The organism is Alterinioella sp. B-7, assembly GCF_056857775.1.
This window is the reverse complement of record NZ_JBSXNT010000010.1, coordinates 1-23,089: the sequence shown is the minus strand read 5'-3', so window position 1 is coordinate 23,089 and position 23,089 is coordinate 1. Positions and strand designations below refer to the sequence as shown.

19 protein-coding genes, 1 tRNA gene and 1 pseudogene are annotated in these 23,089 nt (G+C 63.2%); 19 read left to right on the top strand and 2 right to left on the bottom strand.

Going from position 1 to position 23,089, the window contains the following annotated elements:
* On the top strand, positions 1-469 hold a 469-nt coding region (locus tag AC13C7_RS00500; protein ID WP_482866251.1), incomplete at its 5' end, for an EF-Tu C-terminal domain-related protein.
* A gap of 195 nt (positions 470-664) precedes the next feature.
* On the opposite strand, the gene AC13C7_RS00495 is transcribed toward AC13C7_RS00500, so the two are convergent.
* Complete coding sequence (locus tag AC13C7_RS00495) at positions 665-1,270, bottom strand: DedA family protein (protein WP_482866250.1); 606 nt, start codon at positions 1,268-1,270, stop codon at positions 665-667.
* A gap of 173 nt (positions 1,271-1,443) precedes the next feature.
* Between AC13C7_RS00495 and AC13C7_RS00490 the strand changes: the two genes are divergently transcribed.
* The 11 genes from AC13C7_RS00490 (at position 1,444) to AC13C7_RS00440 (ending at position 16,081) form a co-directional block, all read left to right on the top strand.
* A complete protein-coding gene (locus AC13C7_RS00490; RefSeq protein ID WP_482866249.1) occupies positions 1,444-2,118 on the top strand; it encodes a CatB-related O-acetyltransferase in 675 nt (224 codons plus the stop codon).
* 37 nt (positions 2,119-2,155) lie between these two features.
* Positions 2,156-2,231, top strand: a tRNA-Trp gene (locus AC13C7_RS00485).
* A gap of 220 nt (positions 2,232-2,451) precedes the next feature.
* Positions 2,452-2,667 (top strand): preprotein translocase subunit SecE, encoded by a 216-nt coding sequence (gene secE / locus AC13C7_RS00480; protein WP_446117348.1) that lies wholly within the window; start codon positions 2,452-2,454, stop codon positions 2,665-2,667.
* A gap of 170 nt (positions 2,668-2,837) precedes the next feature.
* Complete coding sequence (nusG, locus tag AC13C7_RS00475) at positions 2,838-3,371, top strand: transcription termination/antitermination protein NusG (RefSeq protein ID WP_482866248.1); 534 nt, start codon at positions 2,838-2,840, stop codon at positions 3,369-3,371.
* Positions 3,372-3,552: 181 nt separating this feature from the next.
* Positions 3,553-4,005 (top strand): 50S ribosomal protein L11, encoded by a 453-nt coding sequence (gene rplK / locus AC13C7_RS00470; protein WP_172320153.1) that lies wholly within the window; start codon positions 3,553-3,555, stop codon positions 4,003-4,005.
* 3 nt (positions 4,006-4,008) lie between these two features.
* Positions 4,009-4,707, top strand: a complete 699-nt coding sequence (gene rplA / locus AC13C7_RS00465; protein WP_172320152.1) for a 50S ribosomal protein L1 — start codon at positions 4,009-4,011, stop codon at positions 4,705-4,707.
* Positions 4,708-4,948: 241 nt separating this feature from the next.
* Positions 4,949-5,467, top strand: a complete 519-nt coding sequence (gene rplJ, locus AC13C7_RS00460; RefSeq protein ID WP_172320151.1) for a 50S ribosomal protein L10 — start codon at positions 4,949-4,951, stop codon at positions 5,465-5,467.
* A gap of 76 nt (positions 5,468-5,543) precedes the next feature.
* Positions 5,544-5,924, top strand: a complete 381-nt coding sequence (gene rplL / locus AC13C7_RS00455; protein WP_172320150.1) for a 50S ribosomal protein L7/L12 — start codon at positions 5,544-5,546, stop codon at positions 5,922-5,924.
* Positions 5,925-6,173: 249 nt separating this feature from the next.
* Positions 6,174-10,307, top strand: a complete 4,134-nt coding sequence (gene rpoB / locus AC13C7_RS00450; protein ID WP_482866247.1) for a DNA-directed RNA polymerase subunit beta — start codon at positions 6,174-6,176, stop codon at positions 10,305-10,307.
* Positions 10,308-10,574: 267 nt separating this feature from the next.
* Entirely contained in the window at positions 10,575-14,804 is a 4,230-nt protein-coding gene (gene rpoC, locus AC13C7_RS00445; RefSeq protein ID WP_172320148.1) for a DNA-directed RNA polymerase subunit beta', read from the top strand.
* A 116-nt stretch (positions 14,805-14,920) separates the two neighbouring features.
* The gene (locus tag AC13C7_RS00440; RefSeq protein ID WP_482866246.1) at positions 14,921-16,081 is read left to right on the top strand and encodes a winged helix-turn-helix domain-containing protein; all 1,161 of its coding nucleotides are present in this window, start codon (positions 14,921-14,923) and stop codon (positions 16,079-16,081) included.
* Between the two features lie 115 nt (positions 16,082-16,196).
* On the opposite strand, the gene AC13C7_RS00435 is transcribed toward AC13C7_RS00440, so the two are convergent.
* Entirely contained in the window at positions 16,197-16,529 is a 333-nt protein-coding gene (locus AC13C7_RS00435; RefSeq protein WP_482866245.1) for an SHOCT domain-containing protein, read from the bottom strand.
* 312 nt (positions 16,530-16,841) lie between these two features.
* Between AC13C7_RS00435 and AC13C7_RS00430 the strand changes: the two genes are divergently transcribed.
* From AC13C7_RS00430 to AC13C7_RS00400, 7 genes and pseudogenes are all read left to right on the top strand, one after another.
* Positions 16,842-17,699 carry a glycosyltransferase gene (locus tag AC13C7_RS00430; protein ID WP_172320145.1) on the top strand — a complete coding sequence of 286 codons (858 nt, stop codon included), beginning with the start codon at positions 16,842-16,844 and terminating at the stop codon, positions 17,697-17,699.
* Entirely contained in the window at positions 17,696-18,577 is an 882-nt protein-coding gene (locus AC13C7_RS00425; RefSeq protein ID WP_482866244.1) for a DMT family transporter, read from the top strand. The genes AC13C7_RS00430 and AC13C7_RS00425 overlap by 4 nt, the downstream gene beginning before the upstream one ends.
* Positions 18,570-19,421, top strand: coding sequence for a glycosyltransferase (locus tag AC13C7_RS00420; protein WP_482866243.1), 852 nt, complete (start codon positions 18,570-18,572; stop codon positions 19,419-19,421). Before AC13C7_RS00425 ends, AC13C7_RS00420 begins: the two co-directional genes overlap by 8 nt.
* Positions 19,422-19,675: 254 nt before the next feature.
* Positions 19,676-20,047, top strand: a complete 372-nt coding sequence (rpsL, locus tag AC13C7_RS00415; RefSeq protein WP_172320142.1) for a 30S ribosomal protein S12 — start codon at positions 19,676-19,678, stop codon at positions 20,045-20,047.
* A gap of 12 nt (positions 20,048-20,059) precedes the next feature.
* Positions 20,060-20,530, top strand: a complete 471-nt coding sequence (gene rpsG, locus AC13C7_RS00410; protein WP_172320141.1) for a 30S ribosomal protein S7 — start codon at positions 20,060-20,062, stop codon at positions 20,528-20,530.
* A 63-nt stretch (positions 20,531-20,593) separates the two neighbouring features.
* On the top strand, positions 20,594-22,717 hold the full coding sequence (gene fusA / locus AC13C7_RS00405; RefSeq protein ID WP_172320140.1) for an elongation factor G: 2,124 nt from the start codon (positions 20,594-20,596) through the stop codon (positions 22,715-22,717).
* A gap of 82 nt (positions 22,718-22,799) precedes the next feature.
* Positions 22,800-23,089: pseudogene (locus AC13C7_RS00400) on the top strand (GTP-binding protein); the annotation flags it as partial.

Below are 23,089 nucleotides of genomic sequence, written 5' to 3'. Positions count from 1 at the left end.
GGGCGACGAGATCGAGATCGTCGGCATCCGCGACACCAAGAAGACGACCTGCACCGGCGTGGAAATGTTCCGCAAGCTGCTGGATCGTGGGGAAGCGGGCGACAATATCGGCGCGCTCCTGCGCGGTATCGACCGTGAGGGCGTCGAGCGTGGCCAGGTGCTGTGCAAGCCGAAATCGGTGACGCCGCACACCAAGTTCGAGGCCGAGGCCTATATCCTGACCAAGGAAGAGGGGGGCCGCCACACGCCGTTCTTCGCCAACTACCGCCCGCAATTCTACTTCCGGACCACGGACGTGACCGGCACGGTGGAACTGCCGAGCGGCACCGAGATGGTGATGCCGGGCGACAACCTGAAATTCGAGGTCGAGCTGATCGCGCCGATCGCAATGGAGCAGGGCCTGCGCTTCGCCATCCGCGAAGGTGGCCGGACGGTTGGCGCCGGCGTCGTCAGCAAAATCATCGACTGATACCGCAACTGCGGTGTCAGGGTGGGTGGCAGTCGCTCTGAAAGAGCGATGAGAACCCACTCCGGTTGAGAATTGGAAAGGCCGCTCCGAACCGGGGCGGCCTTTTTCCGTGCTATCGTGGCAAAGGCTGATCCGGTCCCCGAATCTCAAGAACCGCGCAGGGCGGGGTTCACCCCGCCAGACCCTCTCGAAATTTCACTCCGCTTCCCCCGCATCATAGCTCCAGACCCGCCACAGATACCAACCCACCAGCCCCGCCACCACGGCGGTGGAGATCGGGTTGAGCCAGCCTGCGACCCTCTCATACTGGCTCTCCAGCACGTACCCCGCGCCGAGAAGCACGAGGTTCCAAGCCAACGATCCGCCGGTGCTGTAGGTCAGGAACCGGCCCCAGCCCATGCCCGCGATCCCGGCGGGGACCGAGATCAGCGTGCGCACACCGGGGATGAGCCGCCCGAACGCCACCGCCGCCGCCCCGTGGCGGTCGAACCAGCCTTGCGCGCGCTCCACATCCGCCGGGGTCAGCGTCAGCCAGCGCCCGTGCCGACGCGCGAGCCGCTTCAGCCGCTCCGCCCCGATCCTGAGGCCGATCCAGTACCACAGCGCCGCGCCCGCGACGGCCCCCGCCGTTCCCGCCAGCAAGGTCAGGGTCAGGGACATCTCGCCACGCGCGACCAGGAAGCCCGCCAGCGGCATGACGATCTCGGAGGGGATCGGCGGAAAGACATTTTCCAGCAGCATCATCAGGCCGACGCCAAGCGTGCCAATCGCGCTGATCACCGCCGTTATCCAGTCGAACATGCCTGCCCTCCGCTTGCGCTGCCTCGAAAGAGGATAACACCGCCGGTCAGCACGGCGTTCCGGGTTTTCTTCGCTTCCCTCGCGGGGTAGACTGCCGCCACCAACCGAGGGAGGGTGACATGACCAAAGCCGCGATCTGATCCCATTCATGTCCAGATCGAAAGGCCAATATCATGCCCGGATTCCCCGCACCCGACACCCTGCATCCCATTTTCTTGCCCGATGGCACGTCCCATGAGGGCACCGTGTTTTTGCAAGCCGCAATCGACCATCCGCGATGGAAGGTCCGCACCTACAGCTATGCCAGCGCGCATAATCCCCCCGATGATTGGGCGGTCCACCTGGCCCCTTATCTCTATGAATTCTCACCGGAAATGCTGGAGATCGGCAAGTTCTGCCAGATCGCCGACGGGGCGATGTTCATCACGGCCTCGGCCAATCATCGCCATGACGGGTTTTCCTCCTTTCCCTTCGCGGTCTTCGGCGGCGCGCGCGAGGGTCGCGCCTCGATGCCCGATCCCGGTCCCGATACGGTGATCGGCAATGACGTCTGGATCGGGCAGGGCGCGCGCATCCTGCCCGGTGCCCGGATCGGCGATGGCTGCATCATCGGGGCGGGCGCCGTGGTCGCGGGGCAGGTGCCGCCCTGTGCGGTCGTCGCGGGCAATCCGGGGCGGGTGCTGCGACGGCGCTTCGACGAGGCCACGATTGCGCGCGTGCAGGCGCTGGCCGGGTGGGATTGGCCGGTCGAGCATATTCTGGCCAATGAGGCGGCGATCTGCGGGGCCGACATCGCCCGGCTGGAGGCGGCGGCGGCTTCTTTGCACAAGGGGTCGAAGGGCACTTGATTTGCCGCAGGCGATGGCATATCCGATGCCTCGGCCTAGGGGTGTAGCTCAGTTGGTAGAGCATCGGATTCCAAATCCGACGGTCGGGGGTTCGAGTCCCTCCGCCCCTGCCAGAGTCCCGCTTGTTCCGACTCCCGTCCCGAAAACTGACAGAACTGTCAGGTTTTCCTGACAGGTTTGTCCGGAAATCGGGGCGTGCGGATTCCTGACAACCCTGTCAGGAAAAAACGGACAATCCTGTCAGGAATATCGCGCCGTCCTGCCGCTTGCAACGCGCCGCGTCCGTGCGTATATACCCCCGGTCAGACGCATGATTTCCCGGATACCGCACCCATGGCCTTCACCAACCCGCTTACGTTCTTGCAACAGACCCGCTCGGAAGTGTCCAAGGTGGTCTGGCCGACGCGCCGCGAGGTTATCGTGACGACGCTGATGGTGTTTGCGCTGGCGATGATCGGCGCTCTGTTCTTCTCGCTGGTCGATATCCTGATCCGCATGGGGCTGGAACAGGTTCTGGCACTTGGCGAACGTGCGGAAAACCTTCGCTGAACCCCTTGAATTCCGGTCCCCGGAACGGTAGGTCACGCGCAACTTTCCCGGAAATGGCGTGCGTCGATTCGTGATGCGCGCTGTTTTTTGTTCGGCTCTGCATTCGCAAACCGTTGGAAATACAGGAAATCAAGGGCTGTCAGGCCCGAGGACGAGGAACGGGCTGCGACATGGCGAAACGGTGGTATTCGGTCTCTGTGCTGTCGAATTTCGAAAAGCGCATCGCCGAGCAGATCAGAACTGCCGTGGAAGAAGGCGGGCTTCACGAGGAGATCGAGGAGGTCCTGGTCCCCGAGGAGGAAGTGATCGAGATCCGCCGCGGCAAGAAAGTGACCGTGCCGCGCCGCTTCATGCCGGGCTATGTGCTGGTGCGCATGGAAATGACCGACCGCGCCTATCACGCGATCAACTCGATCCAGCGCGTCACCGGGTTTCTGGGTCCGCAGGGCCGCCCGATGCCGATGCGCGACAGCGAAGTGAACGCGATCCTGAACCGTGTCGAGGAAGGTGAGGCCGCGCCGCGCAGCACGATCACCTACGAGATCGGCGAAAAGGTGAAGGTCAACGAAGGCCCGTTCGAGGATTTCGACGGCATGGTCGAGGACGTGGACGACGAGAACCAGCGCCTCAAGGTGACGGTCTCGATCTTTGGCCGGGAAACCCCGGTCGAACTGGAATTCACGCAGGTGACCAAACAGGCGTGAGGAAATGCTCTTCCGGCCCCTGGCGGGCCGTCCTCGCCCCGATCATGGCGAGGAAAGCCGGAACGGGCTTGAGGAGCGGCAAAGCCGTGGGAGGCGAGGGGGCCGCGGCCCCCGGACCGGACCACGGGCAACGAAACCCGAGGGGCGCGCCCCGAGGGTGTTGGAATGAAGGAGAGGCCAGATGGCCAAGAAACTCGTTGGCAAGATGAAGCTGCAGATCCCTGCAGGTCAAGCCAACCCGTCGCCGCCCGTGGGTCCTGCCCTGGGTCAGCGCGGGATCAACATCATGGAATTCTGCAAGGCGTTCAACGCCAAGACGCAGGAGATGGAGCAGGGCAGCCCTTGCCCGACCATCATCAGCTATTATCAGGACAAGTCCTTCACGATGGACATCAAGACGCCGCCCGCGTCCTACTACCTGAAAAAGGCTGCCGGTCTGAAGAACCAGGGCAAGCGCAACCGCCCGCGCGGTGCCGAAACCCCCGGTCGTGAAACCATCGCCACCGTCACCACCAAGCAATTGCGCGAGATCGCCGAGGCCAAGATGAAGGACCTCAGCGCCAATGACGTGGATGCGGCAATGAAGATCATCCTTGGCTCGGCCAAGTCGATGGGTATCGAGGTGAAAGGGTAAATCATGGCCAAACTAGGTAAACGCACCCGCGCCGCCCGTGAGGCTTTCTCCGGCAAGGACGATATCAGCGTCGAGGACGCCATCGCCCTGGTCAAGAGCCACGCCACCGCGAAATTCGACGAAAGCGTCGAGATCGCGATGAACCTGGGCGTCGACCCGCGCCACGCCGACCAGATGGTCCGCGGCACGGTCACCCTGCCCAACGGCACCGGCAAGACCGTTCGCGTCGCCGTGTTCGCCCGTGGCGCCAAGGCCGAAGAGGCCGAGGCCGCTGGTGCCGACGTGGTCGGCGCCGAGGATCTGATGGAGCAGGTTCAGGCCGGCAACATCAACTTCGAGCGCTGCATCGCGACGCCGGACATGATGCCGATCGTCGGCCGCCTGGGCAAGGTGCTCGGCCCCCGCAACCTGATGCCGAACCCCAAGGTGGGCACGGTCACGATGGATGTGAAAGAGGCCGTCGAGGCCGCCAAGGGCGGTCAGGTCCAGTTCCGCGCCGAGAAGGGGGGCGTGGTTCATGCCGGTATCGGCAAGGCCAGCTTCGACGCGGCCAAGCTGACCGAGAACGTGCGGGCCTTCGTCGATGCCGTGTCCAAGGCGAAGCCGGCCGGTGCCAAGGGCGCCTATATGAAGCGCGTCTCGCTGAGCTCCACCATGGGGCCGGGCGTGTCCGTGTCGGTCGATAGCGCGACCGGGAACTAAGAGATTTCCCGCCGGGTTTCCGGCGGGGATGGCGGGGCCAGACGATCGGCCCCGTCCTGTCCGAGACGGAGGGTTGGGCGAAAGCCCGGTAATTCCTTCCTGAGATGGGAAGCGAGACAAGGAAATTTCGAAGGGCAACCTTCGGGCGATCTGACGGCTCGGGACCCTGACTTGGACCCGAAGAGGTGGGGCAACCCACTAAACTTGAGCCGGGGGGGAACCCCCAAATTGGAGTACTACTGTGGATAGAGCCCAGAAAGAGAAAGTGGTCGAGGAACTCGGCCAGATCTTCGAAAGCTCTGGCGTCGTCGTGGTGTCACACTACGAAGGCCTCACGGTTGCCGAGATGCAGGACCTGCGCGCGCAAATGCGTGAAGCGGGTGGGTCCGTTCGTGTCGCCAAGAACAGGCTCGCCAAGATCGCCCTGGAAGGGAAGCCCTGCGCAAGCATCGCCGACCTGATGACGGGCATGACCGTTCTGTCCTATTCCGAGGATCCCGTGGCTGCGGCCAAGGTTGCCGAGGATTACGCGAAGTCGAATGACAAGTTTGTCATCCTCGGCGGCGCAATGGGCGAAACGGCTCTGGATCCTGCCGGTGTGAAAGCCGTCGCAGCGATGCCGTCGCGTGAGGAGCTTATCGCTTCCATCGTTGGCTGTATCGGTGCGCCTGCATCGAACATCGCCGGGGCCATTGGCGCACCTGCTTCGAACATCGCGAGCATCCTTTCGACCATCGAAGAGAAGGCGGAAGCCGCGTAAAGCAACCTTATGAGACCATATCGTAGGGGCACCCCTTGCGACGTTGGAACACATACCTAGATACGGAACCTGTAAAATGGCTGATCTGAAAGCACTTGCCGAAAGCATCGTCAACCTGACCCTGCTGGAAGCACAAGAACTGAAAACCATCCTCAAGGACGAGTATGGCATCGAGCCCGCCGCTGGCGGCGCTGTGATGATGGCTGGTCCCGCTGGCGGCGACGCCGGTGCGGCTGCCGAAGAGCAGACCGAATTTGACGTGATCCTGAAAGCCGCTGGCGACAAGAAGATCAACGTCATCAAGGAAGTCCGCGCCATCACCGGCCTGGGCCTGAAAGAAGCGAAAGAGCTGGTCGAAGCCGGCGGCAAGGCCGTCAAGGAAGGCGTCGACAAGGCCGAAGCGGAAGACATCAAGGGCAAGCTGGAAGCAGCTGGCGCGGAAGTCGAGCTCAAGTAATCGGATCGCGTGTTCGCACGCATCCCTGAACATGGCTGGATCCGGAGGAAATTCCGGGTCCAGCCAACCTCGTCTTGGCGAGGGCCCGTGGAGAGACGGACCTTCCCTAAGGCGCGGTTCAATGGATCGGGAGCCCGCCCGTGGGACGGCAGGCACGAATTGGTCCGGACCCGTTTGTTTCAATGTGACGCGCGCCCGCGGCCCCGGCGGTGTTGTGCGACGCGAAGAAACGGAAAGGTGTTTGAGAGCATGGCTCAGACCTACGCAGGCCAGAAACGTATCCGCAAGTTTTATGGCAAGATTCACGAAGTCCTGGAGATGCCGAACCTGATCGAGGTTCAGAAAAGCTCCTATGATCTGTTCCTGAAATCCGGTGATCAGGAAGCCCCGATGGACGGGGAAGGCATCAAGGGCGTGTTCCAGTCGGTCTTCCCGATCAAGGATTTCAACGAGACCGCCGTGCTGGAGTTCGTCAAATACGAGCTTGAGCACCCGAAATATGACGTGGAAGAGTGCCAGCAGCGCGACATGACCTATAGCGCGCCGCTGAAGGTCACCCTGCGTCTCATCGTGTTCGATATCGACGAGGATACCGGCGCGAAATCGGTCAAGGACATCAAGGAACAGGACGTGTTCATGGGGGACATGCCCCTCATGACGCCCAACGGCACCTTTGTCGTCAACGGCACCGAGCGGGTCATCGTTTCCCAGATGCACCGGTCGCCCGGCGTGTTCTTCGACCATGACAAGGGCAAGACGCACAGCTCCGGCAAGCTGCTCTTCGCCTGCCGCATCATCCCCTATCGCGGCTCGTGGCTGGATTTCGAATTCGACGCCAAGGATATCGTCTTTGCCCGTATCGACCGTCGCCGCAAGCTGCCGGTGACGACCCTGCTCTATGCTCTGGGGCTGGACCAGGAAGGCATCATGGATGCCTATTACGACACGGTGAATTTCCGTCTGGAGAAGAACAAGGGCTGGGCCACCAAGTTCTTCCCCGAGCGTGTGCGCGGCACCCGTCCGACCTTTGACCTGGTCGACGCCGCCACCGGCGAAGTCATTGCCGAGGCGGGCAAGAAAGTCACGCCGCGCGCGGTCAAGCAGTTGATCGACGCGGGCGAGGTGACCGAGCTTCTGCTGCCCTTCGACCAGATCGTGGGCCGCTATGTCGCCAAGGACATCATCAACGAGGAAACCGGCGCGATCTATGTCGAGGCCGGCGATGAGCTGACCTGGGAAGTGGACAAGGAAGGCGAAGTGACCGGCGGCACGCTGAAAGAGCTGCTGGATGCGGGCTTTACCGATATTCCCGTCCTCGACATCGACAATATCAATGTCGGGCCCTACATCCGCAACACCGTGGCGGCGGACAAGAACCTGAACCGCGAAACCGCGCTGATGGATATTTACCGCGTCATGCGTCCGGGCGAGCCGCCCACCGTGGACGCGGCCTCGGCCCTGTTCGATCAGCTCTTCTTCGACAGCGAGCGCTATGACCTGTCCGCCGTTGGCCGGGTCAAGATGAACATGCGCCTGGACCTCGATGCCGACGACACGCAGCGCACCCTGCGCAAGGAAGACATCATTGCCTGCATCAAGGCGCTGGTGGAGCTGCGCGACGGCAAGGGCGATATCGACGATATCGACCATCTGGGCAATCGCCGGGTGCGGTCCGTCGGTGAGTTGATGGAGAACCAGTATCGCGTCGGCCTGCTGCGGATGGAGCGCGCCATCAAGGAGCGTATGTCCTCGGTCGAGATCGACACGGTGATGCCGCAGGACCTGATCAACGCGAAACCGGCGGCGGCAGCCGTGCGCGAATTCTTTGGGTCGTCGCAGCTCAGCCAGTTCATGGACCAGACCAACCCCCTGTCGGAAGTGACGCATAAGCGCCGCCTCTCCGCGCTTGGGCCGGGCGGTCTGACCCGCGAACGCGCGGGCTTCGAGGTGCGCGACGTGCACCCGACCCATTATGGCCGGATGTGCCCGATCGAGACGCCGGAAGGCCCGAATATCGGTCTGATCAACAGCCTTGCGACCTATGCGCGCGTGAACAAGTACGGCTTCATCGAAACGCCCTACCGCACCGTCAAGGATGCGCAGGTGACCGACGAAGTGCGCTACATGTCCGCGACCGAGGAGATGCGGCACACGGTGGCCCAGGCCAACGCGCATCTCGATGAGAACGGCAAGTTCGAGAACGACCTGGTGAACACCCGCCGCTCGGGCGAATACACCATGGCCCCGCGCGAAAGCGTGGACCTGATCGACGTCAGCCCGAAGCAGTTGGTCTCGGTCGCGGCCTCGTTGATTCCGTTCCTGGAAAACGACGACGCCAACCGGGCGCTGATGGGCTCGAACATGCAGCGTCAGGCGGTGCCGCTGTTGCAGGCCGATGCCCCCTTCGTGGGCACCGGGATCGAAAGCGTCGTGGCCAAGGATTCGGGTGCTGCCATCATGGCGAAACGCGGCGGTGTCATCGACCAGGTCGATGCGCAGCGGATCGTTGTGCGCGCGACGGAAGACCTGGAATTGGGCGATGCGGGCGTCGATATCTACCGGTTGCGCAAGTTCCAGCGCTCGAACCAGAACACCTGCATCAACCAGCGTCCGCTGGTGAAGGTGGGTGAGAAGATAGGCAAGGGCGAGGTTCTGGCCGATGGTCCGTCGACCGATATGGGGGAACTGGCGCTCGGCAAGAACGTCGTCGTCGCCTTCATGCCGTGGAATGGCTACAACTACGAGGACTCGATCCTGATCTCCGAGCGCATCGCGCGTGACGACGTCTTCACCTCGATCCATATCGAGGAGTTTGAGGTCGCCGCCCGTGACACCAAGCTGGGGCCGGAAGAGATCACCCGCGACATCCCCAATGTCGGCGAGGAAGCGCTGCGCAACCTCGACGAGGCGGGCATCGTCTATATCGGCGCAGAGGTCGAGCCGGGCGATATTCTTGTGGGCAAGATCACCCCCAAGGGCGAAAGCCCGATGACGCCGGAGGAAAAACTGCTGCGCGCCATCTTTGGCGAAAAGGCCTCGGACGTGCGTGATACGTCGCTGCGCGTCAAGCCGGGCGATTTCGGCACCGTGGTCGAGGTGCGCGTGTTCAACCGCCACGGCGTCGAGAAGGACGAGCGGGCCTTGCAGATCGAGCGCGAGGAAGTGGAGCGTCTGAGCCGCGACCGCGACGACGAGCTGCATATCCTGGAGCGTAACATCTACGCGCGCCTCAAGGGCATGATCCTTGGCAAGACTGCCGTGAAGGGGCCGAAAGGCGTCAAGGCAAACTCCGAGATCACCGAGGATTTGCTGGAGACGCTCAGCCGTGGCCAGTGGTGGCAACTGGCGCTGGAAGGCGAACAGGATGCGGCCCAGGTCGAGGCGCTGAACGAGCAGTTCGACCTGCAGAAACGCGCGCTGGATCACCGGTTCGAGGACAAGGTCGAGAAGGTGCGCCGCGGCGACGACCTGCCGCCGGGTGTGATGAAGATGGTCAAGGTCTTCATCGCGGTGAAGCGCAAGTTGCAGCCGGGCGACAAGATGGCCGGGCGTCACGGCAACAAGGGCGTGATCTCCAAGGTGGTGCCGATGGAGGACATGCCGTTCCTCGCCGATGGCACCCCGGTCGATTTCGTGCTGAACCCGCTGGGCGTGCCGTCGCGCATGAACGTGGGGCAGATCCTGGAGACGCATATGGGCTGGGCCGCGCGCGGTATGGGGCTGAAGATCGACGAGGCGCTGGACGACTACCGGCGCACAGGCGACCTGACCCCGGTGCAGGATGCCATGAAGATCGCCTATGGCGGTGTCTATGACGAGATCATGGCCGATATGGAGGAAGACCGCCTGGTTGAGATCGCGGGCAACGTGACGCGCGGTGTGCCGATCGCAACGCCGGTTTTCGACGGCGCGAAAGAGGCCGATGTGAACGACGCCCTGACGCGGGCCGGGTTCGACACCAGCGGCCAGAGCGACCTCTACGATGGCCGCACGGGTGAGCAGTTCAGCCGCAAGGTGACGGTGGGTGTGAAATACCTGCTGAAGCTGCATCACCTGGTCGATGACAAGATCCACGCACGCTCCACCGGGCCTTACAGCCTCGTCACGCAGCAGCCTCTGGGTGGTAAAGCCCAGTTCGGCGGTCAGCGCTTCGGCGAGATGGAGGTCTGGGCCCTGGAAGCCTATGGCGCGGCCTACACCTTGCAGGAGATGCTGACGGTGAAATCCGATGACGTGGCGGGCCGGACCAAGGTCTACGAGTCGATCGTCAAGGGCGAGGATAATTTCGAGGCCGGCGTGCCGGAATCGTTCAACGTGCTCGTCAAGGAAGTGCGGGGCCTCGGCCTCAACATGGAACTCCTGGATGCGGAGGGCGAAGAGTGATCGGGGCGGCAGGTGTTTTGGATGGTGCTAGGCGGAGTAGCCATGTTCGTGGTGTTCTTCGCAATACTTATGCATGGAGTGTACCGCCAATGGCGCCTGCTGCAGGAACTGGGCATCGACTATGCGAGGCCATCAACATGGACCGCAGAGTACATATGGAAATCAGTGCTACTGGGCATCCCTCACCTAGTAGCTTTTCCAGTGTTCGCTATTTGCGCCCTTCTTCTTTTTTTCTGACGACTGCTGACAGTCAGATTGGAATATAAAATGAACCAGGAACTGACCAACAACCCGTTCAACCCGCTGGCCCCGCAGAAGGTCTTTGACGAGATCAAGGTGAGCCTCGCCAGCCCCGAACGCATCCTCTCGTGGTCTTATGGCGAGATCAAGAAGCCCGAGACCATCAACTACCGTACGTTCAAGCCGGAACGTGACGGCCTTTTCTGTGCGCGCATCTTTGGCCCGGTCAAGGATTACGAATGCCTTTGCGGCAAGTACAAGCGCATGAAGTATCGCGGCGTCGTCTGCGAGAAATGCGGTGTGGAAGTCACGCTGCAAAAGGTCCGCCGTGAGCGTATGGGCCATATCGAACTGGCCGCGCCCGTCGCGCATATCTGGTTCCTCAAGTCGCTGCCGAGCCGCATCGGGTTGATGTTGGACATGACCCTGCGTGACCTTGAGCGCATCCTCTATTTCGAGAATTACGTGGTGATCGAACCCGGCCTGACGGACCTGACTTATGGTCAGCTGATGTCGGAAGAGGAGTTCATGGACGCGCAGGACGCCTATGGCATGGACGCGTTCCAGGCCAATATCGGTGCCGAAGCGATCCGCGAAATGCTGCAGGCCATCGACCTGGAGCAGGAAGCCGCGACGCTGCGCGAGGACCTGAAAGAGGCCACCGGTGAGCTGAAGCCCAAGAAGATCATCAAGCGGCTGAAGATCGTCGAGAGCTTCCTGGAATCGGGTAACCGCCCGGAATGGATGATCCTGACCGTGATCCCGGTGATCCCGCCCGAGCTGCGCCCGCTGGTGCCGCTGGATGGGGGCCGGTTCGCGACCTCGGACCTCAACGACCTCTATCGCCGGGTGATCAACCGCAACAACCGCCTCAAGCGCCTGATCGAGCTGCGCGCGCCCGACATCATCATCCGCAACGAAAAGCGGATGTTGCAGGAGTCCGTGGATGCGCTGTTTGACAACGGTCGTCGTGGCCGCGTGATTACGGGTGCCAACAAGCGTCCGCTGAAATCGCTCAGCGACATGCTGAAGGGCAAGCAGGGCCGCTTCCGCCAGAACCTTCTGGGCAAGCGCGTCGACTTCTCCGGCCGGTCGGTCATCGTGACCGGGCCGGAGCTGAAGCTGCATCAATGCGGTCTGCCCAAGAAGATGGCGCTGGAGCTGTTCAAGCCGTTCATCTACAGCCGCCTTGAGGCCAAGGGGCTGTCCTCGACGGTCAAGCAGGCCAAGAAGCTGGTCGAGAAAGAGCGCCCGGAGGTGTGGGATATCCTCGATGAGGTGATCCGCGAACACCCCGTGATGCTGAACCGTGCGCCGACGCTGCACCGGTTGGGCATCCAGGCGTTCGAGCCGGTCCTGATCGAAGGCAAGGCGATCCAGCTGCATCCGCTGGTCTGTTCCGCCTTCAATGCCGATTTCGACGGCGACCAGATGGCCGTGCACGTGCCGCTGAGCCTTGAGGCACAGCTTGAAGCGCGCGTGTTGATGATGTCGACCAACAACGTTCTGTCGCCCGCCAACGGCGCGCCGATCATCGTGCCGTCGCAGGACATGGTCCTGGGCCTTTACTACCTGACGCTGCAACGCCAGGGCATGAAGGGCGAGGGCATGATGTTCTCGGGCATCGACGAGGTCCAGCACGCGCTGGACGCGGGCGAGGTGCATCTGCACGCCAAGATCACCGCGCGCATCAAGCAGATCGACGAGGAAGGCAACGAGGTCACCAAGCGCTATGAGACCACGCCGGGCCGCCTCAAGGTCGGCGGGCTGCTGCCGCTGAACGCCAAGGCTCCGTTCGACCTGGTCAACCGCCTTCTCAAGAAGGGCCAGGTTCAGGAAGTCATCGACACCGTCTACCGCTATTGCGGCCAGAAGGAATCGGTCATCTTCTGCGACCAGATCATGTCGGTCGGCTTCAAGGAAGCCTGCAAGGCGGGCATTTCCTTCGGCAAGGACGACATGGTGATCCCCGACAACAAGTGGGAGATCGTCGATGGCGTGCGCGAGCAGGTCAAGGGCTTCGAGCAGCAATACATGGACGGGTTGATCACCCAGGGCGAGAAGTACAACAAGGTGATCGACGCGTGGTCGAAGTGCAACGACCAGGTGACGACCGCGATGATGAGCACGATCTCGGCCCACAAGCTGGACGAGAACGGGGTCGAGCAGGAGCCGAACTCGGTCTACATGATGGCCGACTCGAAGGCCCGTGGCTCGGTCACGCAGATGAAGCAGCTTGGCGGGATGCGGGGCCTGATGGCCAAGCCGTCCGGCGAGATTATCGAGACGCCGATCATCTCGAACTTCAAGGAAGGTCTGACCGTTCTTGAATACTTCAACTCGACCCACGGGGCCCGGAAAGGCCTGTCCGATACGGCGCTGAAAACCGCCAACTCGGGCTATCTGACCCGACGCCTGGTCGACGTGGCGCAGGATTGCATCGTGCGCATGGTCGATTGCGGCACCTCGAACACGATCACCGCCGAAGCCGCGACGCGGGACGGCGAAGTCGTGTCGTCGCTGGCCGAGCGTATCCTGGGCCGAACCTCGGGCGAGGATGTTCTGGTGCCCGGCACCGACGAGGTGATCGTGGCCGAGGGGGAACTGATCGACGAGCGCAAGGCCGACGCGGTGGAAGCCGCCGGTGTCGCCTCGATGCGCATCCGCTCGCCCCTGACCTGCGAGGCCGAGGAAGGCGTCTGCGCGACCTGCTATGGCCGTGACCTGGCCCGCGGCACCCGCGTGAACACCGGCGAGGCCGTCGGCATCATCGCGGCACAGTCGATCGGGGAACCCGGCACGCAGCTGACCATGCGGACCTTCCATATCGGCGGCGTGGCCCAGGGTGGTCAGCAGTCGTTCCAGGAGGCCGGACAGGAAGGCAAGATCGAGTTCCGCAACGCCAACCTTCTGGCCAACGAGATGGGCGACCTGATCGTCATGGGCCGCAACATGGTCCTGGCCATCGTCGATGACCACGGCGAGGAGCGGGCGAGCTTCAAGCTGGGTTACGGCACCAAGGTCCATGTCGAGGAGGGGGCCAGCGTCAAGCGCGGCGACCGTCTCTATGAATGGGATCCCTACACGCTGCCGATCATCGCCGAAAAGGCGGGCACGGTGAAGTTCGTCGATCTCGTTACGGGCATCTCGGTGCGCGACGATACCGACGATGCGACCGGCATGACGCAGAAGATCGTCTCGGACTGGCGCGCGGCCCCCAAGGGCAACGAGCTGAAGCCCGAGATCCTGATCGTGGGCGAAGACGGTGAGCCGATGCGCAACGACCAGGGCAACCCGGTGACCTATCCGATGTCGGTCGACGCGATCCTGTCGGTCGAGGACGGTCAGCAGGTGCCAGCGGGTGAAGTCGTGGCGCGGATCCCGCGGGAAGGCGCCAAGACCAAGGACATCACCGGTGGTCTGCCGCGTGTGGCCGAACTGTTCGAGGCGCGTCGCCCCAAGGATCATGCGATCATCGCCGAGAAGGATGGCTACGTGAAATTCGGCCGCGACTTCAAGAACAAGCGCCGCGTGGCGATTGTTCCGGCCGATGAGGCGGATGAACCCGTCGAATACATGGTGCCCAAGGGCAAGCATATCCCCGTCGCCGAAGGTGATTTCATCCAGAAGGGTGAATACATCATGGACGGCAACCCGGCCCCGCATGACATCTTGCGGATCCTGGGGATCGAGGCTCTGGCCGATTACCTGATCGACGAGGTGCAGGACGTCTACCGGTTGCAAGGTGTGAAGATCAACGACAAGCATATCGAGGTGATCGTGCGCCAGATGCTGCAGAAGTGGGAGATCCTGGATTCAGGCGAAACCACGCTGCTCAAGGGCGAAAACGTCGATAAGGCCGAGTTCGACGAGGCCAACGAGAAGGCGATTGCCAAGGGCGGGCGTCCCGCGCAGGGGGAGCCGATCCTTCTGGGCATCACCAAGGCGTCGTTGCAGACCCGCTCCTTCATCTCGGCGGCCTCTTTCCAGGAGACCACCCGCGTGCTGACCGAAGCGAGCGTCCAGGGCAAGCGCGACAAGCTTGTGGGCCTGAAGGAGAACGTCATCGTCGGTCGTCTGATCCCGGCGGGCACCGGCGGGGCGACGCAGCAGGTGCGCAAGATCGCCACCGAACGCGACATGAAGGTGATCGAGGCCGCCCGCAAGGAAGCCGAAGCCGCCGCCGCGCTGGCCGCCCCCGAGGAGGAGCCGACCGAGGCGGATGTCTTCACCGAGACGCCCTCCGAGGACGAATGAGCCTTCTGAAGGCTTGAACAACAAACCCCCGCCGGTGCAGATCGGCGGGGGTTTTTCTTTGCTGGCAGCCTGCGGGTCGACCACATTATGGTAGCGGCGAGGCGAGGGGGCGCGGGATGACGACACTGAAGATCGACAATCGCACCGCCCGCTGGCTGTGGCTGGCACAGCAGGGTCTGGGCGAGACTCCGACCGGGCCGCTGGACCTGCCCGCGATGATCCGCGACCTCGGCTTTGTCCAGCTTGACACCATCCAGGTCGTCGCCCGCGCGCATCACCATATCCTGTGGAGCCGCAACCAGAATTACCGCGAGCCGATGCTGGACCGGTTGCTTGCGCGCGACCGGGCCGTGTTCGAGCATTTCACCCATGACGCCTCGGTCATCCCGATGGAGTTCTTGCCGATGTGGCGGCGGCAGTTCGACCGGATGCGGGACTATTACGGGCGCGCGGGATGGGTGAAGGGGCTGCCGGGTCCGGAAGACCGCGCGAGGATCAAGGCGCGGATCACCGAGGAAGGCCCGCTTTCGACGCAGGATTTCGACACCAGGATCGAGGGTGACAAGGCGATGTGGCGGCGGCCCCCGCACAAGCTGGCGCTGGATTACATGTGGTATGCGGGCGAATTGGCGACCTGCCACCGGGTGAATTTCACCAAGGTCTACGACCTGGCGGAACGGGTGTTCCCGGCGGAGTTGCGCGAGGAGCGACTGAGCGAGGCGCAGCAGATCGACTGGCTTTGCCATGGGGCGCTGGACCGGATGGGCTTTGGCACACCGGGCGATGTGCAGCGGTTCTGGGATGCCGTGACGCGCGGTGAGGCGGGCGCCTGGGCCGAGGCGGCGGCGCTGGTCCCGGTTGAGATCGAAGGCGCCGACGGGACATGGGCCAAGGCGCTCGCGCCAGCCGATTTCGAGACGCGGCTGGCGCGCCTGACGCCCCCCACCAGCCGGTTGCGCATCCTCAACCCGTTCGACCCCGCGATCCGCGACCGAACCCGGCTGGCCCGTCTCTTCGGCTTCGAGTATCGGGTCGAGATGTTCGTGCCCGCCGCCAAACGGATCTGGGGGTATTACGTGTTTCCGATCCTCGAAGGCGACCGGTTTGTCGGGCGGATCGAGATCAAGGCGGATCGCAGGTCATCGGCCCTGAACGTGCTCAATCTCTGGCCGGAACCGGGCGTGAAATGGCCTGCCGCGCGGCATCGCAAGCTTGAGGCGGAACTGCTGCGGCTGGCGCGCTTTGCCGGGGTCACAGAGATCCACCGCCGCGATTGAGGCATGCCCGCGACTGGCGACCGGCTGCCAGCCCTCGGCCCGCGACGGCCACCGAAAGCCCCCCGCCGCCAAGGACGGGGGGGCCTCCGGCACCCAGGTTGGATGTCGGCGGGTCTTATTCGCCAAGCGCGCGGCGGCGTTCCTCGAACTCGTCGCGGTCGATCTCGCCCCGCGCAAAGCGTTCGCGCAGGATATCAAGCGGTGCTCTGCCCGATGCCTGGGACCGGCCCATCCCCTCTCCGCCGGCCCATCGCACGGCAAGGACGACCAGGGCCACGATTCCGGCCAGAAACAGGATCATCATCAGAGGTCCGAGGAAGAACCAGCCGCCGCCGCCCCACATATGCCCATCATAGCCATATCCGTAATTCGGCAGGCCATCTTGTTGTGCCCAGGCCGCCGCCGACAGGACGGGCAGGGCGATGGTTGAATAGAAGAAGGATTTCATGATGTGCTCCGTGACTTGTTGCAACGCGGGTTGTTACGGGCCGAGACGGTCCGGGCAGGATGCGCAGCCGAAATGGCCCGGAAGATCGCGCCACCTTGCGGCCTGCATCCCTGTCCCCGGAACCATAGGCCGCCCCGGACAGACCAACCTTGTTCCATGTCAACAACCGGGCGTGACGTTGCGTTACCGACGCAATTCATCGCGCCGCCTTGCCGGGGAACCCGGTCGCCCGGTGCCGCCACCTTTGGGATTCCCTAAGCGGGTGCTTTGGCTTAGCATCGCTGCAAGAAAAAGCCGCAAGCGAGCAGACCCATGGCCACGAGCTTCAACAACGAGATCGTCGGCGTCTGCCGGTTCTCCTATCTCGGGCAGGGCGGGTTCGAGACGGCGAAGAAAAAGGACGAGGAGGCGCTGGCCGCGATCCTCTATGACCAGCAGCGGATGAACCGGCGCTTTGCGTTTTTCGAGAAGCTCTGCCTGCCGTCGCTGGCCGCGCAGACCGATCCCGATTTCCGGCTGGTGGTCCTCATCGGCACCTCGATGCCGATGCGGTTTCGCACCCGGTTGAAGGGACTGGCCGATCAATACCCTTTCATGCAGATCTGCGCGCTGGAGCCGCATGGGCCGCTCAACGCCACCAAGCGCGCCTATCGGCGCGGGCTGGGCGACGGGGCCGATTTCATCACCGGCTTTCGCATCGACGACGATGACGCGGTAGCGGTGGACTATATCGAGAAGACCCGCGCCGCCGCCGATCAACTGATCGAATTGGGCTGGGCGGATGCGGACCACCCGGTTGTCGTGGCCTTCCATCGCGGCCTCTACTGGGACATGAACGACAAGGAAGACCCGTTCTACGATTTCCGCGAGATCGGGCCGCTTGGCCTGGCCAGCGCGATGATCACGAAGCCGGACGATCATTCCAACATGTTCCGCTGGAATCATCGCCGGGTCGCGGCCTATGCCCGGATGTGGAGCGATCCGACCGACCAGATGTTCGTGCGCACCCTGCACCAGCATAATGACAGCGACCGCAGCATTCCACCCGGCGCGGTGGCGATTGGCAAGCCCGAGGCCAAGGCGCTGCTGCGCGAGCGCTTCGGGCTGGACCCCGAAGAGGTCATGCCGCTGATGTGGCGCAAGTTCGGCGGGACGGATGACGACGAATGATCCTGACGCCCAACATGCGCGGGGCTGGCTTCATGATGGCCAGCATGGCGGCGTTCACCTTCAACGATGTCTGCGTCAAGCTGCTGGCGGGCACCCTGCCGCTGATGCAGATCGTGTTCCTGCGCGGGATCCTGACCGTGGGGATGATGATCGGGCTGGCCCGTGTCATGGGGCTGCGCCGCCTGACCATCCCGCGCGGCGACCGCTGGCTGGTGGCGGGGCGCACGGGCGCCGAGGTGGCCAGCATGGTCGCCTTCCTCATCGCGCTGATCAACATGCCGATTGCCAATGTCAGCGCGGTGATGGCGGCGCTGCCGCTGACCGTGACGCTGGCGGGCGCGGTGGTCCTGAACGAGCCCGTGGGGTGGAAGCGGCTGTCGGCGATCCTGGTCGGCATGATCGGCGTCCTGCTGATCGTCCAGCCCGGCGGAGACGGGTTCAACGCCTATTCGCTGGTGGCCTTGATCGCCGTCATCCTGATCACCGCGCGCGAGATGTTCACGCGGCGGTTCTCGGCCGAGGTGCCCTCGATGGCGGTGGCGGTGATCACGGCGCTGTCGGTCTGTGCCTTCGGAGGGATCGCAACGCTGGTCACGGGCGAATGGGCGCCGGTCGAACCGCGCGCGGGCGCTTTGGTTGCCATCGCGGCGGTCTTCATCATCGGCGGCTATGTCTTCTCGATCATGGTGATGCGGGTGGGTGAGATCGGCTTTGTCGCGCCGTTCCGCTACACGATGCTGATCTGGGCGCTGGTGCTGGGCTGGCTGGTCTTCGGGGACTGGCCCAATGCCTTCACGCAGGCGGGCGCGGTGATCGTCGTGGCAACGGGGGTCTTCACGCTCTACCGGGAACGCAAGGTGAGGCAAGGCGATGGATGATCCACGGGTGCAGGTGCTGGGATTGTGCCGGTTTTCCTATCCGGCGGCGCTGGAGGGGTTCCAGACCCGGCATGAGACGATGGAGGAGCGGCGTGCCGCGCTCTATGACCCCGCGCGGATGGAGACGCGGCTCTTCTGGTTCGAGCATATCGCCTTGCCGGGGCTGCGGGCGCAGACGCGGGATGATTTCACGCTGCACTTGCTGATGGGCGATGACATGCCGGGGCAATATCACGACAGGCTGATGGCGATGATCGCGGATGTGCCGCAGATCCGGCCCGTCACCCGGCCCGCTGGCCCGCACCGGCAGGTCTATCGCGAGATCCTGCACGAGGCGCGCGACAGCCAGGCCGAGATGGTGGCCGAGTTCCGGCTGGACGACGATGACGCGGTGGCGGTCGATTACGTGCAGATGATCCGGCGGTCCCTGGGCCAGGTCCGGCCGATGTTCCGTCAGAAGGGCCGGGTGGCGCTGGACCAGGGCAAAGGCGTGGTCGTGACGGCAAAGGGGGAGGCGGTGACGCTGACGCCGCTTCTGACGCATTGCTGGGCGGCGGCGCTGACCGTGTTCCTCAAACCCGGTGACGACGCCTGCGTCATGGACTTCCCGCATCAGAAGGTCTGGCAGCGGATGCCGCTGGTCTCGCATACCGACCGGCTGATGTTCCTGCGCGGGGCGCATGAGACCAATGACAGCAAGGTGGGCTTCGCCGGGACCGGACGCTACAAGGTTGCGCCGGGGGCCTACCCGGATCTCCTTCAGCGCCGCTTTGCGGTCGATATCGACGCCTTCCGGACCGGGTGGGCAAGCCTGATGCGGCGGCTGGAGGCCGCGCGCGGATAGGGCCGGGGAGGGGCTGTTGACACCCCATCCGATTCCCCCTATTACCCGCGCCATCTGGCCCCGGTGCGCCTGTCGTCCCGTCCGGTCATACAAACAGATTTGAGTGGTCATGATCCGGGCCGGTTTTATGTGCCCCGATCCTCTGGAACTTCCACCGCTGTGTCCTCCAGGTAGGGAAAGGGCACATGCGGTATTGGTGTTTTCGCGGGATGCGTGGGCGCCAGATGACATGAACGAGCAAGACGGGGAACCGAATGCCAACGATTCAACAGCTGATCCGCAAGCCGCGGCAGCCGAAAGTAAAACGCTCCAAGTCGATGCACCTGGAAGCCTGCCCTCAGAAACGCGGCGTCTGCACGCGCGTCTATACCACGACCCCGAAGAAGCCGAACTCGGCGATGCGGAAAGTGGCCAAGGTGCGCCTGACCAACGGGTATGAGGTGATCAGCTATATCGGTGGTGAAAGCCACAACCTTCAGGAGCACTCGGTTGTCCTGATCCGTGGCGGCCGTGTGAAAGACCTTCCCGGCGTCCGCTATCACATCGTGCGCGGTGTTCTCGATACGCAGGGCGTCAAGGATCGCCGTCAGCGTCGTTCGAAATACGGCGCCAAGCGTCCGAAGTAAGAGGAATAAAGCATGTCCCGTCGTCACGCCGCCGAGAAGCGCGAAGTCCTGCCTGACGCCAAGTTCGGCGATAAGGTCCTGACCAAATTCATGAACAACCTGATGATCGACGGCAAGAAGTCGGTCGCGGAACGCATCGTCTACAACGCCTTCGACCGCGTTGAAGAGAAGCTCAAGCGCGCCCCCGTGGAGGTGTTCCACGAGGCGCTGGACAACATCAAGCCCGCGCTCGAGGTCCGCTCGCGCCGCGTCGGTGGTGCCACCTACCAGGTTCCCGTCGAAGTCCGCCCCGAGCGCCGCGAAGCGCTGGCCATCCGCTGGCTGATCAAGGCCTCGCGCTCGCGCAACGAGAACACGATGGAAGAACGCCTGGCCGGTGAGCTGGTCGATGCCGTCAACTCGCGCGGGTCCGCCGTGAAAAAGCGCGAAGACGTGCACAAGATGGCCGACGCCAACAAGGCGTTCTCGCATTACCGCTGGTAACCCGGCCCGGGCCCGTTCGGGGCCCGGCGCAACCCTCGAATTTCCGCCTAAGGACTGACCCAAATGGCACGCGATTATCCGCTCCAACGCTACCGCAACTTCGGGATCATGGCCCATATCGATGCGGGCAAGACCACCTGTTCCGAACGCATCCTGTTCTACACCGGCAAATCCCACAATATCGGCGAGGTGCATGACGGCGCCGCGACGATGGACTGGATGGAGCAAGAGCAGGAACGCGGCATCACCATCACCTCGGCCGCGACCACGACCTTCTGGCAGTGGCAGGAAGACCCGACCGCCGATGGCACCTCCGACACCAAGTACCGGATGAACATCATCGACACCCCCGGCCACGTCGACTTCACCATTGAAGTCGAGCGCAGCCTTGCGGTTCTCGATGGCGCGGTCGCCGTGCTGGACGCCAATGCCGGCGTCGAGCCGCAGACCGAGACCGTCTGGCGCCAGGCCGACCGCTACAAGGTGCCGCGCATCGTGTTCGTCAACAAGATGGACAAGATCGGGGCCGATTTCTTCAACTGCGTGAAGATGATCAAGGACCGCACCGGCGCGATCCCGTGCCCGATCCAGATTCCGATCGGGGCCGAGACCGAGCTGGAGGGCATGATCGACCTGGTGACCATGGAAGAATGGGTCTGGGCCGGGGAAGACCTCGGCGCCTCCTGGGAGCGTCGCCCGATCCGCGACAGCCTGAAGGACCAGGCCGACGAATGGCGCGCCAACATGATCGAGATCGCCGTCGAGATGGACGACGACGTGATGGAGTCGTACCTGGAAGGCGAAGAGCCCGACGTTCCGACCCTGCGCCGCCTGATCCGCGAAGGCACTCTGGCCATCAAGTTCATCCCCGTGCTCTGCGGCTCGGCCTTCAAGAACAAGGGTGTGCAGCCGCTCTTGAACGCCGTGGTGGATTACCTGCCCTCGCCGATGGACGTGGTCGACTACATGGGCTTCAAGCCCGGCGACGAGACGGAAACCCGCAACATCCCGCGCCGCGCCGATGACGACATGCCGTTCTCGGGCCTGGCGTTCAAGATCATGAACGACCCCTATATGGGCACGCTCACCTTCACCCGGATCTATTCCGGCAAGGTTGCCAAGGGCGACACGTTCCTGAACTCGACCAAGGGCAAGAAGGAGCGCATCGGCCGTATGGTGATGATGCACTCCAACAAGCAGGAAGAGATCACCGAGGCTTTCGCGGGCGACATCATCGCGCTGGCGGGCCTGAAGGACACCACCACCGGCGATACGCTGTGTTCGATCAACGATCCGGTGGTCCTGGAAACCATGACCTTCCCCGATCCGGTGATCGAGATTGCCGTGGAACCCAAGACCAAGGCCGACCAGGAGAAGATGAGCCAGGGCCTGGCCCGTCTGGCCGCCGAGGATCCGTCCTTCCGCGTCGAGACCGATCTGGAATCGGGTCAGACGATCATGAAGGGCATGGGCGAATTGCATCTCGACATCCTGATCGACCGCCTCAAGCGGGAGTTCAAGGTCGAGGCCAATATCGGTGCGCCGCAGGTGGCCTATCGCGAGACCATCGGTCACGAGATCGAGCATACCTACACCCACAAGAAACAGTCGGGTGGCTCGGGGCAGTTCGCCGAGGTCAAGATGGTCATCAGCCCGACCGAACCCGGCGAAGGCTATTCCTTCGAGAGCCGCATCGTCGGCGGTGCCGTTCCCAAGGAATACATTCCGGGCGTGGAAAAGGGCATCAACTCGGTCATGGATAGCGGCCCGCTGGCCGGCTTCCCGGTGATCGACTTCAAGGTCGCCCTGATTGACGGCAAGTTCCACGACGTGGACTCCTCCGTTCTGGCCTTCGAGATCGCGGCACGCATGTGCATGCGCGAAGGCATGCGCCGGGCCGGGGCCAAACTGCTGGAGCCGATCATGAAGGTCGAGGTTGTGACGCCCGAGGAATATACAGGTGGCATCATCGGCGACCTCACCTCGCGTCGTGGCCAGGTGCAGGGGCAGGATACCCGTGGCAACGCCATCGCCATCGACTGCTATGTGCCGCTGGCCAACATGTTCGGCTACATCAACACGCTGCGGTCGATGTCGTCGGGTCGTGCGAACTTCACCATGCAGTTCGACCATTACGAGCCGGTGCCGCAGAACATCTCGGAAGAGATCCAGTCGAAATACGCATAAACAGCGGTGGGCAGGATTGCCCACCCTACCACCCCCGTAGGGTGGGCAGTTTGCCCACCGCGAACCAGACAAGGAGGCCCCCATGGGCAAGGAAAAGTTTGACCGTAGTAAACCGCATGTGAACATCGGCACGATTGGCCATGTTGACCACGGCAAGACGACCCTGACGGCTGCGATCACGAAGTATTTCGGCGATTTTCAGGCCTATGACCAGATCGACGGCGCGCCCGAGGAGAAGGCCCGCGGGATCACCATCTCGACCGCGCATGTGGAATATGAGACCGACGGGCGCCACTACGCGCATGTCGACTGCCCGGCCACGCCGACTACGTGAAGAACATGATCACCGGTGGCGCCCAGATGGACGGCGCG